Source organism: Amycolatopsis sp. NPDC114484, assembly GCF_055633755.1.
The window spans coordinates 29,129-40,345 of the sequence record NZ_JBVKDQ010000029.1 but is presented as its reverse complement, the minus strand read 5'-3'; the positions used below and the strand labels follow the sequence as shown (position 1 = coordinate 40,345).

Annotated in this window: 14 protein-coding genes; 9 read left to right on the top strand and 5 right to left on the bottom strand. The window is 71.1% G+C overall.

Annotation, left to right across the window (positions count from 1 at the left end; genetic code table 11):
* Window positions 1–23: 23 nt before the first annotated feature.
* The 3 genes from ACZ7SW_RS40075 to ACZ7SW_RS40065 are packed head-to-tail and all read right to left on the bottom strand — an operon-like array spanning window position 24 to window position 2,353.
* The gene (locus ACZ7SW_RS40075; RefSeq protein WP_470235579.1) at window positions 24–293 is read right to left on the bottom strand and encodes an HPr family phosphocarrier protein; all 270 of its coding nucleotides are present in this window, start codon (window positions 291–293) and stop codon (window positions 24–26) included.
* A 27-nt stretch (window positions 294–320) separates the two neighbouring features.
* Window positions 321–1,559 carry a PTS transporter subunit EIIC gene (locus tag ACZ7SW_RS40070; RefSeq protein ID WP_470235578.1) on the bottom strand — a complete coding sequence of 413 codons (1,239 nt, stop codon included), beginning with the start codon at window positions 1,557–1,559 and terminating at the stop codon, window positions 321–323.
* Window positions 1,556–2,353 (bottom strand): GntR family transcriptional regulator, encoded by a 798-nt coding sequence (locus ACZ7SW_RS40065; protein WP_470235577.1) that lies wholly within the window; start codon window positions 2,351–2,353, stop codon window positions 1,556–1,558. The genes ACZ7SW_RS40070 and ACZ7SW_RS40065 overlap by 4 nt, the downstream gene beginning before the upstream one ends.
* A gap of 246 nt (window positions 2,354–2,599) precedes the next feature.
* Here ACZ7SW_RS40065 and ACZ7SW_RS40060 point away from each other — a divergent pair, with 246 nt between their 5' ends.
* Together ACZ7SW_RS40060 and ACZ7SW_RS40055 are read left to right on the top strand one after the other, a co-directional pair.
* Window positions 2,600–2,836, top strand: a complete 237-nt coding sequence (locus ACZ7SW_RS40060) for a PTS sugar transporter subunit IIB (protein WP_344267364.1) — start codon at window positions 2,600–2,602, stop codon at window positions 2,834–2,836.
* Window positions 2,833–3,288: a PTS sugar transporter subunit IIA gene (locus ACZ7SW_RS40055; RefSeq protein ID WP_470235576.1), complete on the top strand. Its 456-nt coding sequence runs from the start codon at window positions 2,833–2,835 to the stop codon at window positions 3,286–3,288. Before ACZ7SW_RS40060 ends, ACZ7SW_RS40055 begins: the two co-directional genes overlap by 4 nt.
* Window positions 3,289–3,337: 49 nt before the next feature.
* Here ACZ7SW_RS40055 and ACZ7SW_RS40050 read toward each other — a convergent pair whose 3' ends face one another.
* Window positions 3,338–3,763: a Rieske (2Fe-2S) protein gene (locus tag ACZ7SW_RS40050; RefSeq protein WP_470235575.1), complete on the bottom strand. Its 426-nt coding sequence runs from the start codon at window positions 3,761–3,763 to the stop codon at window positions 3,338–3,340.
* Between the two features lie 101 nt (window positions 3,764–3,864).
* Between ACZ7SW_RS40050 and ACZ7SW_RS40045 the strand changes: the two genes are divergently transcribed.
* Window positions 3,865–4,251: a hypothetical protein gene (locus ACZ7SW_RS40045; protein ID WP_470235574.1), complete on the top strand. Its 387-nt coding sequence runs from the start codon at window positions 3,865–3,867 to the stop codon at window positions 4,249–4,251.
* Here ACZ7SW_RS40045 and ACZ7SW_RS40040 read toward each other — a convergent pair.
* Window positions 4,239–4,655, bottom strand: a complete 417-nt coding sequence (locus tag ACZ7SW_RS40040; RefSeq protein ID WP_470235573.1) for a pyridoxamine 5'-phosphate oxidase family protein — start codon at window positions 4,653–4,655, stop codon at window positions 4,239–4,241. The two genes, ACZ7SW_RS40045 and ACZ7SW_RS40040, sit on opposite strands and share 13 nt — an antisense overlap.
* 82 nt (window positions 4,656–4,737) lie before the next feature.
* Here ACZ7SW_RS40040 and ACZ7SW_RS40035 point away from each other — a divergent pair, with 82 nt between their 5' ends.
* The 6 genes from ACZ7SW_RS40035 to aroQ all read left to right on the top strand — a co-directional run bounded on the left by ACZ7SW_RS40035 (window position 4,738) and on the right by aroQ (window position 10,907).
* Entirely contained in the window at window positions 4,738–5,688 is a 951-nt protein-coding gene (locus ACZ7SW_RS40035; protein ID WP_470235572.1) for an AraC family transcriptional regulator, read from the top strand.
* 194 nt (window positions 5,689–5,882) lie between these two features.
* Window positions 5,883–7,118: a prepilin peptidase gene (locus tag ACZ7SW_RS40030; RefSeq protein WP_470235571.1), complete on the top strand. Its 1,236-nt coding sequence runs from the start codon at window positions 5,883–5,885 to the stop codon at window positions 7,116–7,118.
* A gap of 49 nt (window positions 7,119–7,167) precedes the next feature.
* Window positions 7,168–8,355, top strand: a complete 1,188-nt coding sequence (aroC, locus tag ACZ7SW_RS40025; RefSeq protein ID WP_470235570.1) for a chorismate synthase — start codon at window positions 7,168–7,170, stop codon at window positions 8,353–8,355.
* A complete protein-coding gene (locus tag ACZ7SW_RS40020; protein WP_470235569.1) occupies window positions 8,352–8,876 on the top strand; it encodes a shikimate kinase in 525 nt (174 codons plus the stop codon). Before aroC ends, ACZ7SW_RS40020 begins: the two co-directional genes overlap by 4 nt.
* Before the next feature lie 487 nt (window positions 8,877–9,363).
* Window positions 9,364–10,479, top strand: coding sequence for a 3-dehydroquinate synthase (gene aroB, locus ACZ7SW_RS40015; RefSeq protein ID WP_470235568.1), 1,116 nt, complete (start codon window positions 9,364–9,366; stop codon window positions 10,477–10,479).
* Window positions 10,476–10,907, top strand: coding sequence for a type II 3-dehydroquinate dehydratase (gene aroQ / locus ACZ7SW_RS40010; protein WP_470235567.1), 432 nt, complete (start codon window positions 10,476–10,478; stop codon window positions 10,905–10,907). The genes aroB and aroQ overlap by 4 nt, the downstream gene beginning before the upstream one ends.
* The last annotated feature ends 310 nt before the right edge of the window (window positions 10,908–11,217 follow it).

Here is an 11,217-nt window from a genome sequence, read left to right as displayed (position 1 = left end):
GGTTTCCCCGTGGAGCGGTATCGCTACTGAGCGTCGAGGTCGGTGGCGACCAGCTCGGCGACGGCCTCGACCGCCGCCTCGGCACCGTCGCCCTCAGCGCTGATGACCACCTCGTCGCCGTACGCGGCGGCGAGGGTCATCAGGTTGAGGACGCTGCCGGCGGCCACCGGGTCGCCGCCGTTCTTGGCGATCTGCACCGCCACGGGCTGGGCAGCGGCCGCCTTGGCGACCAGAGCGGCCGGCCGGGCGTGCAGCCCCACCTTGCTGGCCACGGTGACGCGTTTCTCCGGCATGGTGTACCTCTCTTGCTTTTCTCGGTGTTACTTCGCTGCCGTGCGCTCGAGGTCGCCCTCGATCGAGTCGTCCTCGCGGCCCGGCGTGCGCAGGTTGAACTTGGTGATCACGACGCGGAACACGACGTAGTAGATCACGGCGAACACGAGCCCGATCGGGATCAGCAGCCACGCCTTGTGCGCGGTGTCCAGCGACGAGTTCAGCGCGAAGTCGATCGCGCCGCCGGAGAACGAGAAGCCGAGGTGGATGTTCAGCGCGTTGCAGACCGCGAGCGAGACGCCGGTCATGATCGCGTGGAAGATGTACAGCGGCCACGCGACGAACATGAACGCGAACTCGATCGGCTCGGTGACGCCGGTGATGAAGGCGGTCAGCGCGGCCGAGATCATGATGCTGGCGACGAGCTTGCGCTGCGCGGGGCGGGCGGTGTGCACGATGGCGAACGCCGCGGCGGGGAGGGCGAACATCATGATCGGGAAGAACCCGGTCATGAAGGCGCCGGAGCCCTGCACGTGGTGGAAGAAGTTGTTCAGGTCGCCGCCGCCGAAGATGAACCACACCGGGACGTTCAGCAGCTGGTGCAGGCCGACCGGGATGAGCAGGCGGTTGAGCAGGCCGTAGATGCCGCCGCCGAGGACCGGCGAGCCCATGACCGCTTCGCCCGCCGAGGTGATGCCCTGGTCGACGTACTTGAACAGCAGGCCGAAAATGACGCCGAGGATGATCATCGCGAGCGAGGTGATGATCGGCACGAACCGGCGGCCGCCGAAGAAGGCCAGCCAGGACGGCAGCTTGATCCGGTGGTAGCGCTGCCACAGCAGGGCCGCCACGATGCCGGACACGATGCCGGTCAGGACGCTGTAGGGCCAGTGGACCGGCGCGAGGTCCCAGCCGGGCTTGTAGCCCTGCTGGCTCTTGATCGGGGCGATCGCCTGGATCACCTTGTTGAACACGACCCAGCCGATGACGGCCGCGACGGCGGTCGAGCCGTCGCCCTTGCGGGCGAAGCCGACCGCGATGCCGATCGCGAAGATCAGCGGCAGCCAGTCGAAGATGCCACCGCCCGCCGCGCCGATCACGTCGGCCGCTGTGCCCCAGTTCAGGCCGTCCTTGCCGAGGACGTCGTCCTGGCCCAGCCGGTTCAGGATGCCCGCTGCGGGCAGGGTCGCGATCGGCAGCATGAGACTGCGGCCGAAGCGCTGCAGTCCGGCGAGGCCGCTGCCGCCCTTCTTCCCGCTAGCCCCAGCCGCGGTGGTGGCGCTCATCGGATACCTCCATTGTGGGGTTGGTCGCCGGAACTCGGGGTGTTCCGGTCCAGCTGCATGGTCACCTGGTAGTGGTCGCCCCGGTACCAGGACGTCATGTCCTCCACCGGTTCGCCGCCCGAGCTGGAGACCCGGCGGAACACCAGGAGCGGACTGCCGGTGCGCATGCCGAGCAAGCGCGCCGTTTCGCGGTCCGCGGATTCGGCCCACACCGTCTGGTACGCCTGGTCCGGACGGCGCGAGAAGGCGTCGGCCAGCTGGGCGTACAGCGAACGGGTCAGGTCGAGGTCGAGCAGGCCGGGGGTCCGGCCCGCGTGGTACCAGCCGCGTTCCACGGCCAGCGGGACGCCGTCGGCGCGCCGCAGCCGCACGAGCCGGTGCGCTGCCACGCCCTCGGACAGGCCGAGCGCGTGCGCCGAGGTCACCGGCGGGACCTCGGTCGAGGTCGAGATCACTTCGGTGGTCGGGGTGAGCCCGCGCCGGCGCATGTCGTCGGTGAACGACATCAGGTACACCTGCAGTTCCATCCGCCGGGCGGCGGTGAAGGTGCCCTTGCCCCTGACCCGGGCCAGCAGTCCTTCCTCGACGAGCTTCCCGATCGCCGAGCGGACGGTGAGCCTCGAGACGCCGTAGTGCTGCGCGAGCTCCCGCTCGGACGGGATCGGCGAGCCCGGCGGGAGCTCGCGCTCCACCAGGCGGCGCAGGATCTCCCGCAGCTGGGCGTGCTTCGGGGTCGGCCCGTTGACCACGCGGTCGGCGGGGTCGGACGGCGGAATGTGCGCGGCCGCACTCATCTCGGTGTCACCCTCCCTCGCCTTTCGCGCACCGGGGGCCGGTGCTCGCGTCCGCGCCGGAAGATTGGTACGTTCCGGTCTAGACCAATGATCTGATGGGGCAGGATGCTCCGCAGCGCGAGCAGGTGTCAACCACCGTTATCCGTTCGTGGCCGGGCTCGCCGGGCAAGGCGGCAAACGGCGTAGTAATGGTGGCGGAGCGCACCTGTTCCAGGTGGAAAACCAACGGGATACGAGGAGGCCGCGATGGCGGATGACAGGCCGGAAAAGATTCTCGCGGCGCTCGGCGGCGCGGACAACGTCATCGAGATCGAGGGCTGCATCACGCGGCTGCGGTGCGAGCTCGAGGACATGTCCCTCGTGGACGAACCCGCGCTGAAGTCGGCCGGCGCGATGGGCGTCGTGAAGATGGGCTCGGCGGTCCAGGTCATCGTCGGGCCGGAGGCGGACACCATCGCCAGCGACATCGAGGACTTGATGTGAGCCTGCCGATCCTGAGCCCGGTCGCGGGCGAGGTCGTCGCGATCACCGAGGTGCCCGACCCGGTGTTCGCCGAGGCGATGGTGGGTCCCGGCATCGCGGTCCGGCCGTCCGGCGGCCGCGCCGACGCGGTCGCGCCGGTGGACGGGACCGTGGTGACGCTGCATCCGCACGCGTACGTCGTGGCCACTGAGGACGGCCGCGCGGTGCTCGTGCACCTCGGCATCGACACGGTCAAGGAAAAGGGCGAGGGGTTCACCCTGCACGTCGTCAAGGGCGAGAAGGTGCGGGCGGGCCAGCCGATCGTGGGCTGGGACCCGGAGGCGGTCGCCGCCAAGGGCTACTCGCCGATCGTCCCGGTCGTCGGGCTCGACGCGTCCGCCGACGTGCTCGCCGGTCTCGAAGGCGGCCGTACGGTCGCCGCCGGCGACGAGTTGTTCACCTGGAACGATTGATCACCGGTGCCCTTTGTGGACAGTGAATGTCCGCAAAGGGCGATCCCGGTCACGCCGTGACGATGTTTCCGTTCTCGATCTTCACAGCCACTTTGGACAGCGGCCGGCTCGCCGGTCCCTGCTTCACCGCGCCGGTCAGCGCGTCGAACACCGATCCGTGGCACGGACAGCTCGCCTGACCGTTCCGCGGCGGGTCCACCGTGCAGCCCTGGTGCGTGCAGACGGCGCTGAAACAGGCGACCGTCCCCTTCTCCGGCTGTGCCACGAGCACTTCTTGCCCGTCCGGGGTTTTTGCGGATTTCGCTTGGCCCACCGGCACTTCCGCCAGCGCGAGCACCTTTCCGTCCGCCTTCGGCGCGGCCTGTACGGACCCGCTGCCGCCGCTCCCGCAAGCGGTGAGAGCGACGGCGGCGGTCCCTGCGACGGCCGCCCCGGAGGCGAGTACGGAGCGGCGGGAGTGAAGTTCGGCAGTCATGCCCTGTGCAACGAGTCGGGACGGCCCGGGTTGCCGGTGAACCGTCGCGGTCGCCCGTGCGTGTAGTCCGTATCCGGCATTACGCACGGAAGGAGACGCGCATGCTGACCACCTGGATGCGAGTGCTGGGCGCGGCGGGCCTGGCCGGCTCGGCGGCGATCCACTTCTACCTGTACTGGGGCAGCGGCTACGCGGGCATCCCGGTGGTCGGGCCGCTCTTTCTGGTGAACGGCATCGCCGGTCTGGCGATCGCGGTCGCGCTGCTCGCCTGGCGGCACTGGCTGCCGGCGTTCTTCACGCTCGGCTTCGGCGGCGTGACGCTGCTGGCCTACCTGCTGTCGGTGACGGTGGGCTTCTACGGCGTGCACGACCAGTTCAACAGCCAGTACGAGTACTGGGGCGTGCTCACCGAAGCGGTCTGCGTGATCTGCGGCCTGGTGCTGCTGGTGCAGGCGATCCGCGCGCGGCGGACGGTTCAGAACGCGTAGCGGTGCACCTTGTCCGGGTGGATCACGAGCCGGACCTGGGGGAGCTCCTGCAGGATCTTCAGCCCGGCCGCGCCCTCCGGGGTGCTGAGGTCCCAATACCGGTCGGCGAGCCGGTGGGCCAGGTCGTGCCCGCCGTCGGCCTCGATCGTGACGTGCCCGCCGACCGACACCCAGCGCTCGGTTTCCCCGACCGGCGCCGCGACGACGATCGACGCGCGCGGATCCTCGCGCAACCGGCGGACCTTGGCCGAGTCCGGGGCGGTGAACAGCTGGATCGTGCGTTCGTCGGTGGCCTCGAACCACACCGGCCGAGGCTGCGGCGGCCGCGGCCCGGCGGCGACGGTCAGGAAGCCGTGCAGGGGACGGCGGAGGAACTCGAGATCGTGGTCGGTGAGGGTGCTCATGGCTGGGATTTAACCGGGCCCGCTTGGACGATCCCATAGGTGAGAAGCCGGATTGCCTGTCTATTCGTCTAACCTCGGGTGAGTGGACGCATTCAGCGATTTGATCCGTGGGGTCCGGGCGCACGGTTCGCTGTTCGGCTGCACGGCCCTGTCGGCGCCGTGGTCGCTGCGCTTCGTGGAGGGGCCCCCGCTGACCCTGTGCACGCTGCTGAGCGGCGAGGGCTGGGTCGTGCCGGAAGACCACCCGCCGGAGCTGTTGCGCGCCCGCGAGACCATCCTGGTGCGCGGGCCGTTCTCCTTCGTGGACAGCCTGGACACCCCTGCCGCCCCCGTCGAATGCGGCGAGTTCTGCGCCACTCCCGACCAGGGCGGTACCCAGCACCACCTGGGCTGGAACGATCCGTTCCATGGCGAAACCAACCTGATCGTCGGCGCGTATCCCGTGCGCAGCCGCGGCCGGATGGCTGCGTTGCTGGACGCGCTGCCGGTGATCGTCCGGCCGCCATCCTCTGCCGAGGAAGATCCGGTGCTGCGCCATCTGGCAGCCGAGGTCGCCGTCGACGCGCCGGGTCAGCAGGTCGTCCTGGACCGCCTGCTGGACTGGATGCTGGTTTGCATCCTGCGCGACTGGTTCGACCGTCCGGGCGGCTCGCCGCCGCGGTGGTGGGCGGCGCAACGGGACGCGGTGGTGGGCGCTGCTCTCCGGTTGCTGCACGAGGATCCGGCAGCCCCGTGGACGGTCGTCACGCTGGCCGCCCGGACCGGGGTTTCGCGGTCCACTTTGGCCAAGCGCTTCGCGGATTTGGTGGGGGAGCCGCCGATGACGTACCTGACCCGGTGGCGGATGACCCTCGCCGCGGACCTCCTGACGGAACAGCCGTCGACGCCGATCACGGAGGTGGCCCGCGTGGTGGGGTACTCGGACGCGTTCGGATTCAGTTCGGCTTTCAAGCGGGTGCGCGGGGTCAATCCGACTGAGCACCGCCGGGCTTTTCTTGCTGAGGAAGGGATTCTGGCTTCTTCCCGCCGCTGACTTCTGCTGCTGTAGCCCTTCAGCCGGGTGCCGAAGGGGCCCGTCATCCGGGGGGCCGAAGCGTTGGCGACGACCCGAGTACCGCGCCGTTTTCGCCTCTGTCGAGTGAACCTTCCGGCGTGTCGCGCACGAGGGGTCCCCTCGCACCCCGATCTGTTTGCCCTGGTCCAAGCCCTGGCGGCAGGCTTGGCCGCATGGTCCTGACAGCAGTGCTCGCAGCCGGGGCGGTGGTCCCCGTGCTGCTGGTGATGATGAAGAAAGCCAACGTCCCGATATCGGCCGTGATCGGCCTGACGGTCGCCGCCGCAGCAGCCGCAGTGGCCGCGGCGCGTGCCGACGCGGGCGTGCTCCCGGCTTGGTGGCTGCCAGTGCCGTGGCTGGTTTCGGTACTCGGCGTACCCCTCGCACTAGCCGACGCCCGACACCGCCGCCTGCCGGACATCCTCACCCTGCCCGCGTACCCCGCTGTGGCCTTGACAATCACGCTCGCCGCCCTCAGCGGCGGAGGATGGCGACTGGCCGCCGGAGCCGCCCTGGGCTGCCTGCTGTTCGGCGGCACACACCTGATCGTCCACCGATTGTCGGCGGGCGGTCTCGGCCCCGGAGACGTGAAACTGGCCGGATCTTTCGGCGCCGTACTCGGCGCGGTCGGCGGACTGGCCCCTGCCGTGGCGGCAGTCCTGGCAGCGATGGTGAGCTTGGCGGCCGTGGTGCCGATGTGGCTGATGCGCCGCATCCGCCAATCCCGCGAGTCTCGGGCTTCCGCCCGCCCGCCGTCCCGTCAATCCGGCCGGGAGTCGTTCGCCTTCGTAGCCGACCCATCCCTAGGAGAACTCCACGAACCCACCCCGAACCAACTCGACTCCACGTTTCGGACGACTGGTCCCGTTTGGCCATCCACGCCGACAGTCGCTGCCTCTGCGCCGACCGACTTCACCCTCCTGCCAACCGACCCGGCTCCCGCGTCGACGGACTCTGCCCCCGCGCCAATCGACCCCGCACCGCCGACCGGCCCGGCTCCCATGCCGATGGCCGCTGCTTCCACGCCAACCGACCCCGCTACTCCGGTGCCCACCGACCCCGCGTCCGCGCCGACTGCTGCTGCCCCTGCACCGACCGACCTCGCTCCCGCGCCGAGGCCCGTTGCCCCCGCGTCGACCGACCCCGCCCCGGCACCCTCACTGTCGACCCGCTCAGCTCCCGCGTCGACCGACCCCGACCCTGCCCCCGCACCTTCACCGCCGACCCGCCCGACTCCCGTGTCGACGGACTCTGCTCCCGCGTCAGCCGACCCCGCCCCGGCGCCGCCGACCGCCCCAGCGCACTCCCGGATCCGCGCCGGCCCCATCCGCGTCCCCTACGGCCCCGGCCTGGTTCTGGCCACCTGGGCGTGCGCGGTCTTCCCAGCCGCTGGAACGGGCATCACCTGAGGCCAGGGGCTCTGCCAGGCCTCCGGACCGGCCGTGACAGGATTGTCCGGTGCTGCGCTGGATCACCGCTGGAGAATCGCACGGACCCGCCCTCGCCGCTGTGCTCGAGGGGCTGCCTGCCGGGGTGGAGGTGACGACCTCGGACCTCTCCGCGCAGCTCGCGCGGCGCCGGCTCGGGTTCGGCCGCAGCCCGCGGATGGGCTTCGAGACCGACCAGGTCCAGTTCCTCGGCGGGGTCCGGCACGGGGTCAGCCAGGGCGGCCCGATCGCCGTCCAGATCGAGAACGCCGAGTGGCCCAAGTGGGAGAAGGTCATGGCGGCCGACCCGGTCGACGAGGCCGAGCTCGCCGGGCTCGCCCGCAACGAGCCGCTGACCCGGCCCCGCCCGGGGCACGCCGACCTGCCCGGCATGCAGAAGTACGGCTTCGACGAGGCCCGTCCCGTTCTGGAGCGCGCCAGCGCCCGCGAGACGGCTTCGCGGACCGCGCTCGGCACTGTCGCGCGGAATTTTCTGCGGCAGCTGCTCGGGGCCGAGGTGCTGAGCCACGTCGTCTCGATCGGCGGCGCCGACGCGCCCGACGGCCCGCTTCCGCAGCCAGGTGACTTCGCGGCGATCGACGAGAGCCCGGTGCGGGCGTTCTCGGCCGAGGGGACCGAAGCGATGGTCGCCGAGGTCGACGCGGTGCGGAAGGCCGGCGACACCGTCGGCGGCGTCATCGAGGTGATCGTCTACGGCCTGCCGCCGGGCCTCGGTTCGCACGTGCACTGGGACCGCCGTCTGGACGCGCGGCTCGCTGGCGCGCTGATGGGCGTGCAGGCGATGAAGGGCGTCGAGGTCGGCGACGGCTTCACCACCGCCCGCCGCTGGGGCAGCCAGGCGCACGACGAGATCGACCGCGGCACCGGACCGGTCGGCGTCACGCGCCGGTCGAACCGCGCGGGCGGGCTCGAAGGCGGCATCACCAACGGCGAACCGCTGCGGGTGCGCGTCGCGATGAAGCCGATCTCGACCGTGCCCAAGGCACTGTCCACAGTGGACGTCCGGACCGGCGAGCCCGCCGTCGCGATCCACCAGCGCTCCGACGTGTGCGCGGTGCCGCGCGCGGGCGTGGTGCTGGAGTCGGTCGTGGCGCTGGTCGTCGCGGACGCGGCGCTGGAGAAGTTCGGCGGCGACTCGCTGGCCGAGACCCGGCGCAACGCGCAGGCGTACCTGAAGGCGCTCGAGGAGCGCTGGTGAGTCCGCGCGCGGTCGTCATCGGACCGCCGGGCTCCGGCAAGAGCACGGTCGGCCCGCTGCTGGCCGCCGCGCTCGGCGTGACCTTCCGCGACACCGACGACGACATCGTCGCCCGCGCCGGACGCGCCATCTCGGACATCTTCGCCGACGACGGCGAACCCGCGTTCCGCGCGCTCGAAGAGGAAGCCGTAGCCACCGCGCTCGCCGAACACGACGGCGTGCTCTCCCTCGGCGGCGGCGCCCCGCTCACCCCGGGCACCCGGGAGCGGCTTCAGGACCACACGGTGGTTTTCCTGAACGTCGGGCTCGCCGCCGGCGTCCAGCGCACCGGGATGTCCAGCGCGCGCCCGCTGCTCGCCGGCATCAACCCGCGAGCGACCTTCAAAGCCCTGCTCGACCAGCGGCTGCCGGTGTACCGCGAGGTGGCGACCGTCGAGATCGAGACCGACAAGCGAACGCCCGAAGAGGTAGTCGCGGCCGCCGTCGCCGCCCTCGAACCCGACCGGGTCCGCGAACCGTGACCCGCGACCGGCTCGGAACCAGCCAGCTGCACCCGCACGGCCCTGCCTGGCTGGCCCTGCCGGGTCGCACACGTCCGCAAACCGTGACCCGGCCCGGAACCAGCCAGCGGTGCCCGCACGGCCCCGCTCGGCCGGGTCGCACGCGGTCGGCGGAACTGCAGCGAGTCCGTCGGCCGGACCGGACCGGTCTGGCGGGAGTTGTCGAGCGAGGCTGCGACGGCTCCGCTCGGCGGCCCGCCGCCAGCCGTAGGCAGTCTGCTGAACTGCCCCAGGTTGGCTGGCCCCGCGAGACCGGCAGCCCATCGACCGCCTCCGGCCGGGAACAATTCCGCCAGCCGCAACCCGCCGTCAGACCTCCCGGCCGCAGCGGGCGAAACCAGGACCCCGTCAGCGCCAGCCGATCCATCCGCGTCGGCCGGAACCAGCTGGCACCGCTGAGCCACAACCCAGCCCAGGACCACCGGGTCCGGGAGCAGTGAGGAGAACCGTGTCCGCCACCCAGCCCGTCCGGATCCGGGTCGCCACCGCGCAGCCGTACGACGTGCTCGTGGGGCGCGGCCTGCTCGGCGAACTCACCGAGCAGCTCGCCGACGCGTCGAAGGTCGCGCTGATCCACCCGCCGACGCTCACCGCCACCGCCGAGGCCGTCCGCGACGAACTGGCCGCGGCCGGGCTCGACGCGCACCGCGTCGAGATTCCCGACGCCGAGGACGGCAAAGCGTTCTCCGTCGCCAGTTTCTGCTGGGAAGTCCTCGGCCGGATCGGGCTGGACCGGCGCGGCGTGGTCGTCGCGCTCGGCGGCGGGGCGGTCACCGACCTCGCCGGATTCGTCGCGGGCACCTGGATGCGCGGCGTCCGGCTGGTGAACGTGCCGACGACGCTGCTCGGCATGGTCGACGCGGCGGTCGGCGGGAAGACCGGGATCAACACCGAAGCGGGCAAGAACCTCGTCGGCGTCTTCCACGAGCCCTCCGCCGTCCTGGTCGACCTCGCGACCCTGGATTCCTTGCCGCGCAACGAACTCGTCGCCGGAATGGCCGAGATCGTCAAGACCGGCTTCATCGCCGACCCGCGGATCCTCGAGCTGATCGAGGCCGACCCGGCACAGGCGCTCGACCCGACGGGCGACGTGCTCGCCGAGCTGGTCCGCCGCTCGATCCAGGTGAAGGCCGACGTCGTCGCGGCCGACCTGCGCGAGTCCGACCTGCGCGAAATCCTCAACTACGGCCACACCCTCGGCCACGCCATCGAACGCCGCGAGCGCTACCGGTGGCGCCACGGCGCGGCGGTCAGCGTCGGCCTGGTGTTCGCCGCCGAACTGGCGCGCCTGGCCGGACGCCTCGACGACGCCACCGCCGACCGGCACGCCTCCGTGCTCAAGCTGATCGGCCTGCCCACCACCTACGACGCGGACGCGCTGGGGCAGCTGATGGAAACCATGAAGGGCGACAAGAAAACCCGCTCCGGCGTACTGCGGTTCGTCGTCCTCGACGGCCTCGGCAAACCCGGCAGGCTGGAAGGCCCCGACCCGTCCCTGCTCGCCGCCGCGTACTCGGCGATCGCCGCCGAGGCCCCGGAAGCCGGCGGGAGCGTGCTGCTGTGAAGACGTTCGTTTTCAACGGCCCCAACCTCGGCCGCCTGGGCAAACGCGAACCGGCTGTCTACGGTTCCACCACGTACGACGACCTCGCGCAGCTGTGCGTGGCCACCGGCCAGGAACTGGGTCTCGACGTTGAGGTGCGGCAAACCGACCACGAGGGCGAACTGGTCGGCTGGCTGCACGAGGCCGCCGACGCGGGCGCGCCGGTCGTGCTGAACGCCGGGGCGTGGACGCACTACTCGATCGCCGTCCGCGACGCTGCCGCCCAGCTCACCGCGCCGCTGATCGAGCTGCACATCAGCAATGTGCACAAGCGCGAGGAATTCCGGCACCACAGCGTGCTTTCGGACATCGCGACCGGGGTGATCGTCGGTCTCGGAGTGGACGGTTACGCGCTCGCGTTGCGTTGGATCGCCGCGCATTCGTCCTGATCTGGCGGCGAGAAGCGAAACTCGCCGCTCGGTCCGGCTGCGGCGGGGTGGTTTCGGTGGCGCGGCGTGGTTTCGGACGTCGTGACCGGGGCCGCTCGTCGGTCTCGGCGCGGACGACTGCGCTCGATTGCTGCGCATTTGTCCTGATCTGGCGGCGAGAAGCGAAACTCGCCGCTCGGTCCGGCAACGGCGGGGAGATTTCGGCGGCACGGCGCGGTTTCGGACGTCGTGACCGGGGCCGCTCGTCGGTCTCGGCGCGGACGACTGCGCTCGATTGCTGCGCATTTGTCCTGATCTGGCGGCGAGAAGC

Excerpts from the sequence above, each read along its gene's own strand:
- ACZ7SW_RS40060 (WP_344267364.1), top strand. The coding sequence starts at position 2,600 with ATGGCGGATGACAGGCCGGAAAAGATTCTCGCGGCGCTCGGCGGCGCG.
- ACZ7SW_RS40070 (WP_470235578.1), bottom strand. The coding sequence starts at position 1,559 with ATGAGCGCCACCACCGCGGCTGGGGCTAGCGGGAAGAAGGGCGGCAGC.
- ACZ7SW_RS40075 (WP_470235579.1), bottom strand. The coding sequence starts at position 293 with ATGCCGGAGAAACGCGTCACCGTGGCCAGCAAGGTGGGGCTGCACGCC.
- ACZ7SW_RS40030 (WP_470235571.1), top strand. The coding sequence starts at position 5,883 with ATGGTCCTGACAGCAGTGCTCGCAGCCGGGGCGGTGGTCCCCGTGCTG.
- ACZ7SW_RS40050 (WP_470235575.1), bottom strand. The coding sequence starts at position 3,763 with ATGACTGCCGAACTTCACTCCCGCCGCTCCGTACTCGCCTCCGGGGCG.
- ACZ7SW_RS40065 (WP_470235577.1), bottom strand. The coding sequence starts at position 2,353 with ATGAGTGCGGCCGCGCACATTCCGCCGTCCGACCCCGCCGACCGCGTG.
- ACZ7SW_RS40045 (WP_470235574.1), top strand. The coding sequence starts at position 3,865 with ATGCTGACCACCTGGATGCGAGTGCTGGGCGCGGCGGGCCTGGCCGGC.
- ACZ7SW_RS40040 (WP_470235573.1), bottom strand. The coding sequence starts at position 4,655 with ATGAGCACCCTCACCGACCACGATCTCGAGTTCCTCCGCCGTCCCCTG.